Raw genomic sequence first — 15,816 nt, 5'->3', positions numbered from 1 at the left:
ACACAAAGGAAATCGAATGGATCTGGTACTCGACCTGCTCGCCACCGTGTCCCGCTGGAGCCGCAGCAACCTGTCGGAAATCTCCCTGGCGCTGGTGGGCTGCCTGCTGGTGCTGTTTGGCGCGGACATCAAGGGCTGGGTCGAACAACGCCTGGGCAGCATCGCCGGCGCCCTGCGCGTCCCGCTGATCGCCCTGCTGTGCATGATCGGCAGCGGCGCGGCACTGATCTACGCCACGCCATGGGTCGTCAGGGGGTTGAGCCAGTTCAACAACTACAGCCTGGCACCGGTGCTGTTGGTGGTGCTGGTGTTGATTGGCGTGGTGGCGGATCGACGCTGATTTAGCGCCCCCCCTAAACAACTGTGGGAGCGGGCTTGCTCGCGAATGCGGTGTGTCAGACGACAATAATTTGCCTGATACACCGCATTCGCGAGCAAGCCCGCTCCCACATTGGGTATTGCGTGATGCTTACGCCAGCTTCTCGAACTTCAAATCCCAAACCCCATGCCCGAGCCGTTCGCCACGGCGCTCGAACTTGGTGATCGGTCGTTCGGCCGGGCGCGGGACGCATTTGCCGTCTTCGGCCAGGTTGCGATAACCCGGTGCGACGTTCATCACTTCCAGCATGTATTCGGCGTAGGGCTCCCAATCGGTGGCCATGTGCAGCACGCCACCGACCTTCAACTTGCTACGCACCAGCTCAGCGAATGAAGCCTGGACGATACGGCGCTTGTGATGGCGGCTTTTGTGCCACGGATCGGGGAAGAACAGCATCAGCCGGTCGAGACTGTTATCGGCCACGCAGCGGTTGAGCACTTCGATGGCGTCGCAATCGTAGACCCGCAGGTTGGTCAATCCTTGGGTCAGCACGCCGTTGAGCAGCGCACCGACGCCAGGGCGATGCACTTCCACGCCAATGAAATCCTGTTCCGGCGAAGCGGCGGCCATTTCCAGCAGCGAGTGGCCCATGCCGAAGCCGATTTCCAGCGAGCGCGGGGCCGAACGGCCGAACACCTGGTCGAAATCCACCGGTTCATCGGCCAGGGGCAGCACGAACAGCGGCGCGCCCTGTTCCAGACCGCGTTGTTGGCCTTCGGTCATGCGCCCGGCGCGCATCACGAAACTCTTGATGCGGCGGTGTTGGCGCTCTTCGCCTTCTTCCGGCAGGACAGGCGTGTCGTTCGATTCAGTCATCAATGGCTCTTACTTGATCAGACCATCCAGCGGCGAGGAGGCGCTGGCGTAGAGTTTTTTCGGCATGCGGCCGGCCAGATAGGCCAGGCGACCCGCCACAATGGCGTGCTTCATGGCTTCAGCCATCAGGATCGGCTGTTGGGCGTGGGCGATGGCGGAGTTCATCAGCACCGCTTCGCAACCCAGTTCCATGGCGATGGTGGCGTCGGAGGCAGTGCCGACACCGGCATCCACCAACACCGGGATCTTGGCTTCTTCGAGGATGATCTGCAGGTTGTACGGGTTGCAGATCCCCAGGCCCGTGCCGATCAGGCCGGCCAGCGGCATGACCGCAATGCAGCCGATTTCCGCCAGTTGACGGGCAATGATCGGGTCATCGCTGGTGTAGACCATCACGTCGAAACCTTCCTTGACCAATGTTTCTGCGGCCTTGAGGGTTTCGATCACGTTGGGGAACAGGGTCTTCTGGTCCGCCAGCACTTCCAGCTTCACCAGGTTGTGGCCGTCAAGCAGCTCACGGGCCAGTCGGCAAGTGCGCACGGCCTCGATGGCGTCGAAGCAACCGGCGGTGTTCGGCAGGATGGTGTAGCGGTCCGGCGGGAGGATATCCAGCAGGTTCGGTTCGCCCGGGTTCTGGCCAATGTTGGTGCGGCGCACGGCGACGGTCACGATTTCGGCGCCCGAGGCTTCGATGGCCAAGCGGGTTTCTTCCATGTCGCGGTATTTGCCGGTGCCTACCAGCAAGCGCGACTGGTAGGTACGACCGGCCAGGACGAAGGGCTTGTCGCTACGAACGATGCTCATGGGAAATCCTCTGTAGGGGTGAGGTTCTTGCGAAATACTGCGAAGCCGAGGGGGTTCAGCCGCCGCCAATGGCGTGCACGACTTCAACCTGGTCACCCTCGTTGAGAGTCGTGTCGGCATGCTGGCTACGCGGGACGATATCCAGATTGAGCTCCACCGCGACGCGGCGTCCGGTGAGTTCCAGACGGGTCAGCAGGGCCGCGACGGTTTCGCCATCGGGCAGTTCAAGGGGTTCGCCGTTCAACTGAATGCGCATGCCGGATGCCGCCATCATTTTTAGGGGCTGGCATTCTAGCCCGATCAGTCAGGGTGACCCAAGTCCCTTGGTCAGCTATAAGCGGCGAGCTTCAAGCGGCAAGCTGCAAGCGCCACGCCGCGAGGCCCAGGCAGAGCCAGCCAATCAGGAACGCCAGTCCGCCAAACGGTGTGATGATGCCCAGCTTGGTGATGCCGGTCATCGTCAACAGATACAGACTGCCTGAGAACAGCAGGATGCCAATCACGAATGAAATCCCGGCCCAGGTGACGATGCGACCGGGAATGTGCGTGGCCAGCAACGCCACGCCCAACAACGCCAGGGTGTGCACCAGTTGGTAGGTGACGCCGGTGTGGAAAATCGCCAGGTAATCGGCGCTCAGGCGGTTTTTCAGGCCGTGGGCGGCAAACGCCCCCAGTGCTACGCCCGTGAAGCCGAAAAAAGCAGCCAGCATCAGAAAGCTACGCAGCATGAGAACTCCTCAGACTCGGTGGACAGGGTCTGTATAATGGCCCGCTCGACGGGTTCGGCCAAGCCATCTCTATGCTGCGTACATTGTTTCGACGATTCCTTAAAGCCCTGCTCTGGTTCGCCGTCGGCAGCGTTGTGCTGGTGCTGCTGTTTCGTGTGGTGCCGCCGCCGTTCACCGCGTTGATGATCGAGCGCAAGGTTGAATCCTGGTTTGGCGGTGAACCGATCGACCTGCAGCGCACCTGGCAGCCTTGGGAGCGGATTTCCGACAACCTCAAAATTGCGGTGATTGCTGGTGAAGACCAGAAATTCCCCGAGCATTGGGGCTTCGACATCAGCGCCATCCAGGCCGCGTTCGCTCACAACGGGCGTGGCGGTTCGATTCGCGGCGCCAGTACCCTCAGCCAGCAAGTGTCCAAGAATCTGTTTTTGTGGTCGGGCCGCAGTTGGCTGCGCAAAGGGCTGGAAGCCTGGTTCACGGCGCTGATCGAGGTGTTCTGGCCCAAGCAACGGATCCTCGAGGTGTATCTCAACAGCGTCGAGTGGGATGACGGTGTGTTCGGGGCAGAAGCGGCGGCACGGCATCACTTCCGCACCAGCGCTGACGCCTTGTCCCGGCAACAGGCCAGCCTGCTGGCGGCGGTGTTGCCCAACCCGCGGGTGTGGAGCGCCAGCCGACCGAGCCCCTATGTATTGCGGCGGGCGAGCTGGATCCGCCAGCAGATGAGCCAGTTGGGCGGCGATAGTTATTTGCTGGGGCTCAATGATTCGCGACGGGCACCGTGGGCCCAATAGCCCAAACACTGAAGACCCCCTGTGGGAGCGGGCTTGCTCGCGAATGCGGTGTGTCAGTCCACATCGATGTATCCGGTGTACCGAATTCGCGAGCAAGCCCGCTCCCACAGGTGGAGTCTCGGGTCCGACATTGAGCACAAACAAAAACGCCCCGACCATCACCGGTCGGGGCGTTTTTGTATTAGCGTTGCCGCCGGTCAGGCCGCAATCGACACCTTGAGCTTGTTCATCGCGCTTTTCTCAAGCTGGCGAATCCGCTCGGCCGACACGTTGTACTTCTGCGCCAGGTCGTGCAGCGTGGCTTTTTCCTCAGCCAACCAGCGCTGGTAGAGAATGTCGCGGCTGCGCTCGTCCAGCACTTCCAGGGCTTCGTGCAGGTTGGTGTTGGAGTTGTCGCTCCAGTCGGCGTCTTCCAGCTGACGCGCCGGGTCGTACCGGTGGTCTTCCAGGTAGTTGGCCGGCGATTGGAACGCGCTGTCGTCGTCCGCTTCGGCAGCCGGGTCGAACGCCATGTCATGGCCGGTCAGGCGACTTTCCATCTCGCGCACTTCCCGAGGCTCTACGCCCAGGCTTTCGGCCACGCGATGGACTTCCTCGTTGTTCAACCAGGCCAGGCGCTTCTTCTGGCTGCGCAGGTTGAAGAACAGCTTGCGCTGGGCCTTGGTGGTCGCGACTTTCACGATGCGCCAGTTGCGCAGGATGAACTCGTGGATTTCCGCCTTGATCCAGTGCACCGCAAACGACACCAGGCGCACACCCATTTCCGGGTTGAAACGCTTGACCGCCTTCATCAGGCCGACGTTGCCTTCCTGGATCAGGTCGGCCTGGGCCAGCCCGTAGCCGGAATAGCTGCGGGCGATATGTACGACAAAACGCAGGTGGGCGAGCACCATCTGCCGAGCCGCCTCAAGATCCTGCTCATAATAGAGACTCTCGGCCAGTTCACGCTCCTGCTCAGGTGTCAGCAATGGAATGCTGTTCACCGTGTGCACATAGGCCTCCAGGTTCGCACCCGGGACCAGAGCATAAGCAGGTTGCAAAGAAGTGGTCATACGAAAAAACCTCCGACTCACATAACTCGTGCAGTTCAGCACTGCGAAAATTGACCGGGAACCGTAGGACAAGTTCCCACAAAAACTGAAAGGTCAATACGCGCAAAAAAACCTATTTTGGCGCCAGCTCACGCAAGTGGCGTGCGACCGCAATCCATGCACCGATATAACCCAACAGCACCGCGCCAAGCAAGAGCGACAGACCGTCGGCGACTGGCACGCCGGCCAACGCGAAATCGCTGCCGTACAAACCGGCCAGTCCCACTACCGCATCGTTCAGCCAATCCAGGCCGAACGCCAATACGCCCCAGGACAGAATCCCGGCGCCGAAGCCGTACAAAGCCCCCATATAAAGGAAAGGCCTGCGTACATAGCTGTCCGTACCGCCAACGAGTTTAATCACTTCTATCTCGGTGCGGCGGTTTTCAATATGAAGACGAATGGTATTGCCTATCACCAAAAGTAATGCAGAAACCAACAGCACCGTCAGACCGAAGACAAACCGGTCGCCGAGCTTGAGGATCGCCGCAAGACGCTCGACCCAGACTAAATCAAGCTGCGCCTGTTGTACCTTGGGCAGTTCGGAAAGTCTTTGTCTCAATGCTTCCAGGGCCGGCTTGTCGACCTCGTTGGGCGTTACCAGTACGACGCCTGGCAGAGGGTTCTCCGGCAGTTCCTTCAGGGCTTCGCCCAGGCCGGACTGCTGTTGGAACTCTTCCAGTGCCTGCTCGCGGCTGATGTATTCGGCATCGGCCACGCCTGGCATTACTTTTATCTGCTCGCGCAACGCCTCGCCTTCGCCTGGCGTCGCGTCCAGTTGCAGGTACAGGGATATCTGCGCCGCGCGCTGCCAGGAACCGCCCAGACGCTCCACGTTGTTAAGCAATAATGACAGGCCCATGGGCAGGCTCAGGGCAACCGCCATCACCATGCAGGTAAAGAAGCTGCCGATGGGCTGCTTGCCCAGGCGTCGCAGGCTGTCCAGCAGGCTGGCGCGATGGCTTTCGATCCAGGCACGCAGCAGCGTAGGAAAGTCCGGACCGTCATCATCGTCACGCTTTTTCTTTTGCGGCTGTGGGTCGGTGGCCTTCGGGGCCACGCGTTCGGCCACTTTTGGACTGCGAGTCGCACTCATACGCCAGCCTCCCCGTCACCGATCAATCGACCGCGCTGCAACGTGAGCATGCGGTGACGCATGCGGGCGATCAGGGCCAAGTCGTGACTGGCGATCAGCACGCTGGTGCCCAGACGGTTGATGTCTTCGAATACGCCCATGATTTCCGCCGCCAGGCGTGGATCGAGGTTACCGGTGGGTTCGTCCGCCAGCAGCAAGGCTGGACGGTGGACGATGGCCCGCGCAATGCCGACGCGCTGTTGCTGACCGGTGGACAGGTCGCCCGGGTACAGATCGGTCTTGTCCGACAGGGCCACCCGCTCCAGGGCCGAATCCACGCGCTTGATGATCTCGGCCTTGGACAGGCCAAGGATCTGCAACGGCAGCGCCACGTTGTTGAACACGGTGCGATCGAACAGCAGCTGGTGATTCTGGAACACCACGCCGATCTGCCGACGCAGGTAGGGGATCTGCGCATTGCTGATGGTGCTCAGGTCCTGCCCGGCCAGCAGCAGTTTGCCGGTGGACGGCCGCTCCATCGCCAGCAACAGGCGCAACAAGGTACTTTTACCGGCCCCGGAATGGCCAGTGACAAACAGAAACTCGCCCCGACGGACCCGAAAGCTCAGCTCATGCAAGCCGACGTGACCGTTCGGATAGCGTTTACCGACCTGTTCGAAACGAATCATGAATGCTCCCGCTCGGCAAACAGTGCCTGGACAAAGGGCTCGGCTTCAAAGGTGCGCAAGTCGTCGATGCTTTCACCCACGCCGATATAACGAATGGGCAGGCCGAATTGCTTGGCCAGGGCGAAAATCACTCCGCCCTTGGCGGTGCCGTCGAGCTTGGTGAGGGCCAGGCCAGTCAGTTCGACGGTCTGGTTGAATTGCTTGGCCTGGTTGATGGCGTTCTGGCCGGTACCGGCGTCCAGCACCAACAACACCTCGTGGGGTGCATCGGCATCGAGCTTGCCGATGACCCGGCGAACCTTCTTCAACTCTTCCATCAGGTTGTCTTTGGTGTGCAGGCGACCGGCCGTGTCGGCGATCAGCACGTCAATGCCCCGGGCCTTGGCGGCCTGCACGGCGTCGAAGATCACCGAAGCGGAATCGGCGCCGGTGTGCTGGGCGATGACCGGGATCTTGTTGCGCTCGCCCCACACTTGCAGTTGCTCGACGGCGGCAGCGCGGAAGGTGTCGCCGGCGGCGAGCATGACTTTCTTGCCTTCCAACTGCAGCTTCTTCGCCAGCTTGCCGATGGTGGTGGTCTTGCCGGCACCATTGACGCCTACCACCAGAATGACGAACGGCTTGTTCTGCGAGGCGATCACCAGCGGCTTTTCCACTGGCTTGAGCATATTGGTCAGCTCGCCCTGCAAGGATTTGTACAACGCGTCGGCGTCGGTCAACTGCTTGCGCGCGACCTTCTGGGTCAGGCTCTGGATGATCACCGATGTCGCCTCGACGCCAACATCGGCGGTCAGCAGGCGGGTTTCGATGTCTTCAAGCAATTCGTCGTCGATGACTTTCTTGCCCAGGAACAGGCTGGCCATGCCTTCGCCGATACTGGCGCTGGTCTTGGACAGGCCTTGCTTGAGGCGGGCGAAGAAGCCGACTTTGCTTTCCTCGGCAACAGCTAGGGGTTCGATGGGAGCGGTCGTGTCCGGCGCAGCCGGTTGCGCCTCGGGCGCTGCTTGCGCAACCACGGGCATAATGGCGGCGACCGGCGGCTCAACGACAGGTTCGACGACTGGTGCCTCGACAGCATGCGTCGGGGCAGGAATCGGCGGGGTGATGTGCGGGGCCTGTTCATCCTCGACAAACGCCACTGGCTCTTCCGCCACTGGCAGGGTCAACCAGGGGGCCTGCTCGACGGGCGGGGGCAGCGGCTGTTCGGCCACGGGTTCTGGCGCAGGTTCGGGCTCAGGCTCGACCGGTTGCAGCACCGGCTCGGCGATCGGCAGGACGATCGGCTCCGCTTGCTCGGCCACCGCCTCGACGGCAGGCTCTGGCAGCGGTTGCGGCTGTTCGACGGCGGATTCCTGCGGTTTCTTGCGCAGCCATCCGAACAGGCCTTTTTTCTCGCCAGCCGCAGCTGGGGTCTTCTTGTCGTCGTTGGAACCAAACATGGAGGACGGCTATCTCACGGTAGCGACGCGCCACGAGGGCGCCTCGGTGATAAATATTCGATGCTGAACAGACTGCGTTTCATCCAGCTCGTTCACGCGCAACAGATTGTCGAAATGTCCCAAGGACACCCCATCGTCGATTTTACGAAGGACTGGCAGGGCATCATCGGCGAAAACGCAGGGAACCACGAAAAAACCCAACACTCGCGGACCACCCTGGGCCGACAAAACGCCCGATAGGCGTGGCCGCCAGTAAAACGGATCAGTATCCTAGCACCTCCTCGCCTGCTGAGGCTAAGACCTAGCAGGCAGCCCAACAGGTTTAAACACGAATGAATGCTCTTGCCCGCCGCGCCGCAGGCCTGCTGCTCAGCACAGTTTGTCTGCCCTTTTCAGCCTTGGCTGCCGACCCACAACCCACCCACGAATTCACCCTCGACAATGGCCTGAAGGTCGTGGTTCGTGAAGATCATCGTGCGCCGGTGGTGGTCTCACAGGTCTGGTACAAGGTTGGCTCCAGCTATGAAACGCCGGGCCAGACCGGTCTGTCCCACGCCTTGGAGCACATGATGTTCAAGGGCAGCGAAAAAGTCGGCCCCGGCGAAGCGTCGCTGATCCTGCGGGACCTGGGCGCCGAAGAAAACGCGTTCACCAGCGATGATTTCACTGCCTACTATCAGGTGCTGGCCCGTGACCGCCTGGGCGTGGCCTTCGAATTGGAAGCCGACCGCATGGCCAGCCTGCGCCTGCCGCCGGAGGAGTTCAGCCGCGAGATCGAGGTAATCAAGGAAGAACGCCGCATGCGCACCGACGACAAGCCCATGTCCAAGGCTTTCGAGCGCTTCAAGGCCATGGCTTACCCGGCCAGCGGCTACCACACGCCGACCATTGGCTGGATGGCTGACCTGGACCGCATGACCGTGCAGGAGCTGCGGCACTGGTACGAATCCTGGTACACCCCGAACAACGCCACCCTGGTGGTGGTCGGCGACGTGACGCCGGACGAGGTCAAGGCCCTGGCCCAGCGGTATTTCGGCCCGATTGCGCGGCGCGACGTGCCGGTGGCGAAAATTCCCCTGGAGCTGGCCGAACCCGGCGAACGCCAGATCACCCTGCATGTGCAGACCCAACTGCCGAGCCTGATGCTGGCCTTCAACGTGCCCAGCATCGCCACCACGACGGACAAACGTTCGGTCAACGCCCTGCGGTTGATCTCGGCCTTGCTGGACGGCGGCTACAGCGGGCGGATCCCAGCCCAGCTCGAGCGCGGTGAAGAACTGGTGTCCGGCGGCTCGTCGAACTACGACGCCTTCACCCGTGGCGACACGCTGTTCACCTTGTCGGCGACGCCCAACACCCAGAAAAACAAAACCCTCGCCCAGACCGAAGCCGGCCTGTGGCGCCTGCTCGATCAGTTGAAAACCACCGCCCCGGCTGCCGACGAACTGGAACGCGTGCGCGCCCAGGTCATTGCCGGCCTGGTGTACGAACGCGACTCGATCACCAGCCAGGCCACCGCCATCGGCCAGCTGGAAACCGTCGGCCTGTCCTGGAAGCTGATGGACACCGAGCTCGCCGAGCTGCAAAGCGTGACCCCGCAAGATATCCAGAAGGCAGCCCAGCTGTATTTCACCCGCTCGCGCCTGAGCGTTGCGCACGTCCTGCCCGAGGAGAAAGCTCATGAGTGAGCGCAAATCACCGCGCCTGGTGCTGGTTGGCCTGGTACTCATCGCCCTGGTCGGTGCCGTGGCCTTCTACCTGACGCCGTCCACTGGCGTCACCGCGAGCCAGGCCCTGGACAACGCCCAATCCGGTAACAAGCTGCAATCACTGGCGGAACTCGACGGTAAAGCGCCCAGCCACCGCCAGCTCGACGTGCAAAGCTGGAAAACCGCCGAGGGCGCCAAGGTACTGTTCGTCGAAGCCCGGGAATTGCCGATGTTCGACCTGCGCCTGACGTTCGCCGCCGGCAGCAGCCAGGACGGCGATGCTCCCGGCCTGGCGCTGCTGACCAATGCCATGCTCAACGAAGGCGTGGCCGGCAAGGATGTCGGTGCCATTGCCCAAGGGTTCGAAAGCCTCGGCGCGGACTTCGGCAACGGCGCCTACCGCGACATGGCCGTGGCGTCCCTGCGCAGCCTCAGCGCGCTGGACAAACGCGAGCCGGCGTTGAAGCTGTTCGCCGAGGTGGTCGGCAAACCGACCTTCCCCGCCGATTCCTTCGCCCGCATCAAGAACCAAATGCTCTCCGGTTTCGAGTACCAGAAACAGAACCCCGGCAAGCTGGCGGGGCTGGAGCTGATGAAGCGCTTGTACGGCGAACACCCCTACGCCCATTCCAGTGACGGCACAGCCGAGAGCATTCCACCGATCACACTGGCCCAGGCCCGGGCATTCCACGCCAAGGCCTATACCGCCGGCAACGCCGTGATTGCTTTGGTGGGCGATTTGTCCCGCGCCGAAGCCGAGGCCATTGCCAGCCAAGTATCCGTGGCGCTGCCCAAGGGTCCCGCCCTGGTGAAAACTCCCGCACCGGTGGAACCCAAGGCCAGCGTTGGCCATATCGAATTCCCGTCCAAGCAAACCAACCTGATGCTCGCGCAACTGGGCATCGACCGGGACGATCCGGATTTCGCCGCCGTGTCCCTGGGCAACCAGATCCTGGGCGGCGGTGGTTTCGGCACGCGGCTGATGACCGAGGTCCGGGAGAAGCGCGGCCTGACCTACGGCGTTTATTCGGGCTTTACGCCGATGCAGGCCCGCGGCCCGTTCATGATCAACCTGCAAACCCGTGCCGAGATGAGCGAAGGCACCTTGAAACTGGTGCAGGAGGTATTCGCCGATTACCTCAAGAACGGCCCCACCCAGAAAGAACTCGATGACGCCAAACGCGAGCTGGCGGGCAGTTTCCCATTGTCCACCGCCAGCAACGCAGACATCGTCGGCCAGCTCGGCGCCATGGGTTTCTACGACTTGCCACTCAGCTACCTGGAAGACTTCATGCGCCAGTCCCAGGCGCTGACGGTCGAGCAGGTCAAGGCTGCACTGAACAAACACCTGAGCACGGACAAAATGGTCATCGTCACCGCCGGCCCGACCGTGCCGCAGAAGCCGCTACCGGCCCCCACTGACAAACCTGCCGAGCAACCGCTCGGGGTACCGGAGCATTAATGGCCCGTCCATCGAATTCCAGCAAGAAACCCGTTCACAACGGTGTGAACCAATTGCGCATCATTGGCGGACAATGGCGCAGCCGGCGCCTGAGTTTCCCCGACGCCCCGGGCTTGCGGCCGACGCCGGACCGGGTGCGGGAGACCCTCTTCAACTGGCTCGCACCTTACGTGGCGGGCGCGAGGGTGCTCGACCCGTTCGCCGGCAGCGGCGCGTTGTTTCTCGAAGCGCTGTCCCGTGGCGCGGCCATGGGCCAGGCCCTGGACGCCAGCGGCCTGGCGGTCTCGAGCCTGAAGGAGCATCTGGGCACCCTGCGCTGCACCGTCGGCCAGGTGCAAACGGCCGACGCGCTGCGCTACCTCGACAGCCAGCCGGCAACGCCCTTCGACCTGGTGTTCCTCGACCCGCCGTTCAACCAGAACCTGTTGCCGACGGTGTGCGCCCTGCTCGAGGAACGGCAGTGGCTGGCCGAGGATGCCTGGGTCTACACTGAAAGCGAGACCGCCCCGTCCACACTGGGCTTGCCCGGCAATTGGCGTTTGCATCGGGAGCAGAAATCCGGACGGGTCTATTACGCGTTGTGGCAGCGCTCGGCAAAGGACGATGACTGAACGGCTGCCAGTGCATCGAGAATAAGAATGTCCGCCGCACCTGAACCTTTCGTTCCGGCCCTTGGCCTTCGCAACCCCCACTTGCAAACCTTGTGGGGCCCTTTGTGGCGCAAGACCACCCATGTCGATCGCCAGCGCGAGCGCCTGTGGCTGGAGGATGGTGACTTCCTCGATCTCGACTGGCATGGCCCCCACAGCGCCAAGGCGCCACTGGTGCTGGTGCTTCATGGGCTGACCGGTTCGTCCAACTCGCCTTACGTGGCCGGACTGCAACAAGCCCTTGGCCGTCAAGGCTGGGCCAGTGTTGCGCTGAACTGGCGCGGCTGTTCGGGCGAGCCGAACCTTTTGCCACGCAGTTACCACTCCGGCGTCAGCGAAGACCTGGCCGCCGCCATCGCGCATTTGCGCGCCCGACGGCCCTTGGCGCCGCTGTTTGCGGTGGGCTATTCGCTGGGCGGCAATGTGCTGCTCAAGCATCTGGGGGAAACCGGCGGCGACAGCCAGTTGCAGGGCGCGGTGGCGGTCTCGGTGCCGTTTCGCCTCGACCAGTGCGCCGACCGTATCGGACAGGGGTTCTCCAAGTTCTACCAAGCACATTTCATGCGCCAGCTGGTGATCTATGTACGTAACAAGCAACGCCAGTTCCAGCACGACGGACGCCACGAAGGCCTGGCGACCCTGACGGCGCTGGGCCCGTTGGAAAACATGCGCACCTTCTGGGACTTCGATGGCCGCGTAACGGCGCCATTGCACGGTTTCTCGGATGCGGCGGATTACTACCGGCGCGCCTCCAGCCGCTATTTCATGGGTGGGATCAAGACGCCGACCCTGGTTATCCAGGCTGCCGACGATCCTTTCGTGTTTCCCCACAGTTTGCCCGGGCCTGCGGAGTTGTCTGCGTCAACCCAACTTGAGTTGCACGAGCAAGGTGGGCATGTGGGTTTTGTCGACGGGACGTTGCGGCGCCCGGGGTATTACCTGGAGCGGCGGATTCCCCATTGGCTGGCCAGTCTGGGCCGGGGTTGAACCGGCGCCACGGAAGCTCCCTGCCAATATCTATTCACCCGTCGCCACTTCCCGCTGCGGGTCCGTAATCCACTCGCTCCACGAGCCAGCGTACAGCTTGCCCAGCGGATAGCCTGCCAGGCACAGGGCAAACAGGTTATGGCACGCCGTCACGCCAGAGCCGCAGTACGCCACCAGGTCCGTCGGTGAACGATCCCCCAGTCTCTCGGCGAAGCGCTGCTTGAGCTGATTGACTGGCAAAAAGCGCCCATCTGCGCCCAAGTTGTCGGCGAACGCTGCGCATTGGGCACCTGGGATGTGCCCGGCCACTGGATCGATCGGCTCGACTTCGCCCTTGAAGCGCGGCAATGCCCGGGCGTCCAGCAGGGTCATGTCCGGTTGGCCGAGGCGTTGTTGCAGCGTTTGTGCACTGAGCAGCAAGGATGCGTCGGGCGATCCAGCGAAGGTCCCGCGCGTGCCCTGGGGGGCATCAAGACTCAAGGGCAGGCCGGCGGCGTGCCAAGCCTTGAGCCCGCCGTCGAGGATGAACACGCCATCACGCTTGCCCAGCCAAGCCAGCAGCCACCAGGCCCGGGCGGCAAAGGCACCGGGGCCGTCGTCATAAAGCACGATGTCGCTGTCGTTGCTGATGCCCCAGGCCTGAAGGCGTTCTATCAAGGCCTCGGGCTCCGGCAGCGGATGACGCCCGGTCACGCCCTTGGTCACCGGCCCGCTCAAATCTCGCTCAAGGTCCGCGAACGACGCCCCGGCGATATGACCCTCGGCGTAACTGCACTGGCCGTAATCCGGATCCTCCAGGGCAAACCGGCAATCGAGGATCACCAGCCCCGGCTGTGACCTTTTATCCTCAAGGGCTGAGGGGCTGATGAGTTGCGCGATGGGCATGGTGAGCTCCTGTGTGGTCAAGTCGAGATCCGATGCCTACTGCCCTTCTTCCAGGGTCTGGGCCAGCGGGACGTAATATTCTTTGAACAGTGCATCCACCGCGTCGCGGGCCTGATCGGTGACGAAACCGGCCTCCAGCACCAGCACTTGATAAACGCCACGCTTGATGGCCTGTTCACTCAGGTGACTGAAATTTTCCCGCGTGGTGCACAGAAAACGCACCCAGGACGTCAGGATGATCCAGGCATTGAGAGTCAGGGACTCGATCTGCACCCGGTCCATTTTCAGGATGCCGGCAGCGACGAAGCCTTCATAGATGGCGGTGCCGTGAATCAGGCTGCGCTGGGAAAACCGTCGGTAGCGCGCCGCAAGCTCCGGATCGCTGTCGAGCAGGTGCTCCAGGTCCCGATGCAGGAAGCGGTAGCGCCACATGGCCGCCAGCAGCTCCTGGAGGTAGAAGCGCTTGTCCTCCACCGTGGCCGCTCGCCCCTGGGGCGGGCGCAGGAAGCTGTCCACCAGGTTTTCATACTCACTGAACAGCACGGCGATGATCGCCTGCTTGTTGGGGAAGTGGTAATAGAGATTGCCCGGCGACATGTCCATATGGGCGGCAATATGGTTGGTGCTGACGCTGCGCTCACCTTGCTGGTTGAACAGCTCAAGGCTGTTTTGCACGATGCGCTCGCTGGTTTTTATTCGTGGGGCCATGGTTTGGGCTTTAATTCGACGAAGGCATTGCATGGCATCTTACGACCTAACGGTCACAGGAAAAACCCATCGCCGTTGCACAAGCCATTGACTTTCTAGAGTACAAGCTCTAGAAAACACCCATTCCAATAATAACCGGTGCCCGACGATGCCTGCCGACGTTGCTTACCTGCACGAGTCTCAACAGCAACTCGGCGAGTTGCGGTCTCTCTTCGATGCCCAGCGCCAGGCCTATGCCGCCCATCCGATGCCGCCGGCCGAACAGCGCCGCCAGTGGCTCAAGGCGCTGCGAGAGGTCCTGAGCAGTGAACGGCAAGCCTTGATCGACGCCATCAGCGAGGATTTCAGCCACCGCAGCGCTGACGAAACGCTGCTGGCCGAGCTGATGCCCAGCCTGCACGGCATCCATTACGCCAGCCGTCACCTCCCGCGCTGGATGAAACCGTCCCGACGCAAGGTGGGCATGGCTTTCCAGCCGGCGTCGGCCAAAGTGGTGTATCAACCACTGGGGGTGGTTGGGGTCATCGTGCCTTGGAACTATCCGCTGTTCCTGGCCATCGGGCCGTTGGTGGGCGCCTTGGCTGCGGGCAACCGGGTGATGCTCAAGCTCAGCGAATCGACCCCTGCCACCGGGCTGCTGCTCAAGCAACTACTGGCCCGGATCTTTCCTCAGGACCTGGTGTGCGTGGTGCTTGGCGAGGCTGAGATCGGCATGGCGTTTTCCCGGCTCCCGTTCGACCACCTGTTGTTCACCGGCGCCACCAGCATCGGCAAGCATGTCATGCGGGCGGCGGCCGAACACCTGACGCCGGTCACGCTCGAACTGGGTGGGAAATCGCCGGCCATCGTGTCGGCCGACGTGCCCCTCAAGGACGCCGCCGAACGCATTGCTTTCGGCAAGACCCTGAATGCCGGGCAAACCTGCGTCGCGCCGGACTACGTGCTGGTGCCACAAAGCCGTGTCGGTGAATTCGTCGAAGCCTATCGCGCGGCGGTTCGCGGGTTTTATCCGACCCTGGCGGACAATCCGGACTACACCGCCATCATCAACGAGCGACAACTGGCGCGGCTCAACGGCTACATCAGTGACGCCACCAGCAAGGGCGCCTTGCTGATCGAACTGTTCGAGCAGGGCCAGGGACGCCGCATGGCCCACAGCCTGCTGCTCAATGTCAGTGACGACATGACCGTCATGCAGGACGAGATCTTCGGCCCGTTGCTGCCTATCGTGCCTTATGAAAATCTGGACCAGGCATTTGCCTACATCAACCAGCGACCTCGCCCGCTGGCGCTCTACTACTTTGGCTACAACAAGGCCGAACAGAATCGAGTGCTGCATGAAACCCATTCCGGCGGCGTCTGCATGAACGACACGCTGCTGCACGTTGCCCAGGATGACTTGCCGTTTGGCGGCATCGGGCCTTCGGGCATGGGCCATTACCACGGGCACGAAGGCTTCCTGACCTTCAGCAAAGCCAAGGGCGTGCTGGTCAAGCAGCGATTCAACGTCGCGAAACTGATTTATCCGCCCTACGGCAAGCCGCTGCAGAAGTTGATCCAGAAGCTGTTCGTCCGCTAACGCGCATCTCTGCCGGTGTGA

General features: G+C 62.2%; 17 protein-coding genes. 7 read left to right on the top strand and 10 right to left on the bottom strand.

The features are described from left to right. Positions 1 to 16 precede the first annotated feature (16 nt). Positions 17 to 340, top strand: coding sequence for a DUF3392 domain-containing protein (locus tag PFLQ2_RS25515; protein WP_003177482.1), 324 nt, complete (start codon positions 17 to 19; stop codon positions 338 to 340). Positions 341 to 469: 129 nt separating this feature from the next. Here the strand turns inward: PFLQ2_RS25515 and trmB are convergent, their stop codons facing one another. The 4 genes from trmB to PFLQ2_RS25535 form a co-directional block, all read right to left on the bottom strand. Then, the gene (trmB, locus tag PFLQ2_RS25520) at positions 470 to 1,195 is read right to left on the bottom strand and encodes a tRNA (guanosine(46)-N7)-methyltransferase TrmB (RefSeq protein ID WP_003177481.1); all 726 of its coding nucleotides are present in this window, start codon (positions 1,193 to 1,195) and stop codon (positions 470 to 472) included. 9 nt (positions 1,196 to 1,204) lie between these two features. After that, positions 1,205 to 1,999, bottom strand: a complete 795-nt coding sequence (locus PFLQ2_RS25525; RefSeq protein WP_003177480.1) for a thiazole synthase — start codon at positions 1,997 to 1,999, stop codon at positions 1,205 to 1,207. A 55-nt stretch (positions 2,000 to 2,054) separates the two neighbouring features. Then, the gene (gene thiS / locus PFLQ2_RS25530; RefSeq protein ID WP_033045879.1) at positions 2,055 to 2,255 is read right to left on the bottom strand and encodes a sulfur carrier protein ThiS; all 201 of its coding nucleotides are present in this window, start codon (positions 2,253 to 2,255) and stop codon (positions 2,055 to 2,057) included. 91 nt (positions 2,256 to 2,346) lie between these two features. Continuing rightward, positions 2,347 to 2,727, bottom strand: a complete 381-nt coding sequence (locus PFLQ2_RS25535) for a DUF423 domain-containing protein (RefSeq protein ID WP_003177478.1) — start codon at positions 2,725 to 2,727, stop codon at positions 2,347 to 2,349. 71 nt (positions 2,728 to 2,798) lie between these two features. On the opposite strand from PFLQ2_RS25535, the gene mtgA reads away from it, so the two are divergent. Then, positions 2,799 to 3,521: a monofunctional biosynthetic peptidoglycan transglycosylase gene (mtgA, locus tag PFLQ2_RS25540; RefSeq protein WP_003177477.1), complete on the top strand. Its 723-nt coding sequence runs from the start codon at positions 2,799 to 2,801 to the stop codon at positions 3,519 to 3,521. Between the two features lie 197 nt (positions 3,522 to 3,718). Here mtgA and rpoH read toward each other — a convergent pair whose 3' ends face one another. The 4 genes from rpoH to ftsY form a co-directional block, all read right to left on the bottom strand. After that, complete coding sequence (rpoH, locus tag PFLQ2_RS25545) at positions 3,719 to 4,573, bottom strand: RNA polymerase sigma factor RpoH (protein WP_003177476.1); 855 nt, start codon at positions 4,571 to 4,573, stop codon at positions 3,719 to 3,721. Between the two features lie 112 nt (positions 4,574 to 4,685). Then, entirely contained in the window at positions 4,686 to 5,708 is a 1,023-nt protein-coding gene (gene ftsX, locus PFLQ2_RS25550) for a permease-like cell division protein FtsX (RefSeq protein WP_003177475.1), read from the bottom strand. After that, positions 5,705 to 6,376 carry a cell division ATP-binding protein FtsE gene (ftsE, locus tag PFLQ2_RS25555; RefSeq protein WP_003177474.1) on the bottom strand — a complete coding sequence of 224 codons (672 nt, stop codon included), beginning with the start codon at positions 6,374 to 6,376 and terminating at the stop codon, positions 5,705 to 5,707. The genes ftsX and ftsE overlap by 4 nt, the downstream gene beginning before the upstream one ends. Next, positions 6,373 to 7,815 (bottom strand): signal recognition particle-docking protein FtsY, encoded by a 1,443-nt coding sequence (ftsY, locus tag PFLQ2_RS25560; RefSeq protein WP_003177473.1) that lies wholly within the window; start codon positions 7,813 to 7,815, stop codon positions 6,373 to 6,375. The genes ftsE and ftsY overlap by 4 nt, the downstream gene beginning before the upstream one ends. 332 nt (positions 7,816 to 8,147) lie before the next feature. On the opposite strand from ftsY, the gene PFLQ2_RS25565 reads away from it, so the two are divergent. From PFLQ2_RS25565 to PFLQ2_RS25580, 4 genes are read left to right on the top strand one after another with little or no spacing between them, the layout of a single operon-like run. Beyond that, positions 8,148 to 9,503, top strand: coding sequence for a M16 family metallopeptidase (locus PFLQ2_RS25565; RefSeq protein ID WP_003177471.1), 1,356 nt, complete (start codon positions 8,148 to 8,150; stop codon positions 9,501 to 9,503). Next, positions 9,496 to 10,986 (top strand): M16 family metallopeptidase, encoded by a 1,491-nt coding sequence (locus PFLQ2_RS25570; protein ID WP_003177470.1) that lies wholly within the window; start codon positions 9,496 to 9,498, stop codon positions 10,984 to 10,986. Before PFLQ2_RS25565 ends, PFLQ2_RS25570 begins: the two co-directional genes overlap by 8 nt. Continuing rightward, positions 10,986 to 11,597 (top strand): 16S rRNA (guanine(966)-N(2))-methyltransferase RsmD, encoded by a 612-nt coding sequence (rsmD, locus tag PFLQ2_RS25575; protein WP_003177469.1) that lies wholly within the window; start codon positions 10,986 to 10,988, stop codon positions 11,595 to 11,597. The genes PFLQ2_RS25570 and rsmD overlap by 1 nt, the downstream gene beginning before the upstream one ends. Positions 11,598 to 11,624: 27 nt before the next feature. Next, positions 11,625 to 12,623: a hydrolase gene (locus tag PFLQ2_RS25580; protein ID WP_003177468.1), complete on the top strand. Its 999-nt coding sequence runs from the start codon at positions 11,625 to 11,627 to the stop codon at positions 12,621 to 12,623. 30 nt (positions 12,624 to 12,653) lie between these two features. Here the strand turns inward: PFLQ2_RS25580 and PFLQ2_RS25585 are convergent, their stop codons facing one another. After that, a complete protein-coding gene (locus PFLQ2_RS25585; RefSeq protein WP_003177467.1) occupies positions 12,654 to 13,508 on the bottom strand; it encodes a sulfurtransferase in 855 nt (284 codons plus the stop codon). A gap of 36 nt (positions 13,509 to 13,544) precedes the next feature. Further along, entirely contained in the window at positions 13,545 to 14,216 is a 672-nt protein-coding gene (locus tag PFLQ2_RS25590; protein WP_033045878.1) for a TetR/AcrR family transcriptional regulator, read from the bottom strand. A 148-nt stretch (positions 14,217 to 14,364) separates the two neighbouring features. Between PFLQ2_RS25590 and PFLQ2_RS25595 the strand changes: the two genes are divergently transcribed. Next, a complete protein-coding gene (locus PFLQ2_RS25595) occupies positions 14,365 to 15,795 on the top strand; it encodes a coniferyl aldehyde dehydrogenase (protein WP_003177465.1) in 1,431 nt (476 codons plus the stop codon). The last annotated feature ends 21 nt before the right edge of the window (positions 15,796 to 15,816 follow it).

This window comes from Pseudomonas fluorescens Q2-87, assembly GCF_000281895.1.
In the GTDB taxonomy this organism is placed as follows: Bacteria; Pseudomonadota; Gammaproteobacteria; order Pseudomonadales; family Pseudomonadaceae; genus Aquipseudomonas; species Aquipseudomonas fluorescens_S.
Note: the sequence above shows the minus strand (reverse complement) of the source record. Positions and strands in the feature narration are given on the sequence as shown.

Bases quoted from the DNA above. Each gene is read 5' to 3' on its own strand.
- PFLQ2_RS25535 (WP_003177478.1), bottom strand. From the start codon at position 2,727: ATGCTGCGTAGCTTTCTGATGCTGGCTGCTTTTTTCGGCTTCACGGGC.
- PFLQ2_RS25570 (WP_003177470.1), top strand. From the start codon at position 9,496: ATGAGTGAGCGCAAATCACCGCGCCTGGTGCTGGTTGGCCTGGTACTC.
- rsmD (WP_003177469.1), top strand. From the start codon at position 10,986: ATGGCCCGTCCATCGAATTCCAGCAAGAAACCCGTTCACAACGGTGTG.
- ftsE (WP_003177474.1), bottom strand. From the start codon at position 6,376: ATGATTCGTTTCGAACAGGTCGGTAAACGCTATCCGAACGGTCACGTC.
- PFLQ2_RS25585 (WP_003177467.1), bottom strand. From the start codon at position 13,508: ATGCCCATCGCGCAACTCATCAGCCCCTCAGCCCTTGAGGATAAAAGG.
- PFLQ2_RS25580 (WP_003177468.1), top strand. From the start codon at position 11,625: ATGTCCGCCGCACCTGAACCTTTCGTTCCGGCCCTTGGCCTTCGCAAC.
- rpoH (WP_003177476.1), bottom strand. From the start codon at position 4,573: ATGACCACTTCTTTGCAACCTGCTTATGCTCTGGTCCCGGGTGCGAAC.
- PFLQ2_RS25595 (WP_003177465.1), top strand. From the start codon at position 14,365: ATGCCTGCCGACGTTGCTTACCTGCACGAGTCTCAACAGCAACTCGGC.
- PFLQ2_RS25515 (WP_003177482.1), top strand. From the start codon at position 17: ATGGATCTGGTACTCGACCTGCTCGCCACCGTGTCCCGCTGGAGCCGC.
- thiS (WP_033045879.1), bottom strand. From the start codon at position 2,255: ATGCGCATTCAGTTGAACGGCGAACCCCTTGAACTGCCCGATGGCGAA.
- PFLQ2_RS25590 (WP_033045878.1), bottom strand. From the start codon at position 14,216: ATGGCCCCACGAATAAAAACCAGCGAGCGCATCGTGCAAAACAGCCTT.
- trmB (WP_003177481.1), bottom strand. From the start codon at position 1,195: ATGACTGAATCGAACGACACGCCTGTCCTGCCGGAAGAAGGCGAAGAG.
- PFLQ2_RS25525 (WP_003177480.1), bottom strand. From the start codon at position 1,999: ATGAGCATCGTTCGTAGCGACAAGCCCTTCGTCCTGGCCGGTCGTACC.
- PFLQ2_RS25565 (WP_003177471.1), top strand. From the start codon at position 8,148: ATGAATGCTCTTGCCCGCCGCGCCGCAGGCCTGCTGCTCAGCACAGTT.
- mtgA (WP_003177477.1), top strand. From the start codon at position 2,799: ATGCTGCGTACATTGTTTCGACGATTCCTTAAAGCCCTGCTCTGGTTC.
- ftsY (WP_003177473.1), bottom strand. From the start codon at position 7,815: ATGTTTGGTTCCAACGACGACAAGAAGACCCCAGCTGCGGCTGGCGAG.
- ftsX (WP_003177475.1), bottom strand. From the start codon at position 5,708: ATGAGTGCGACTCGCAGTCCAAAAGTGGCCGAACGCGTGGCCCCGAAG.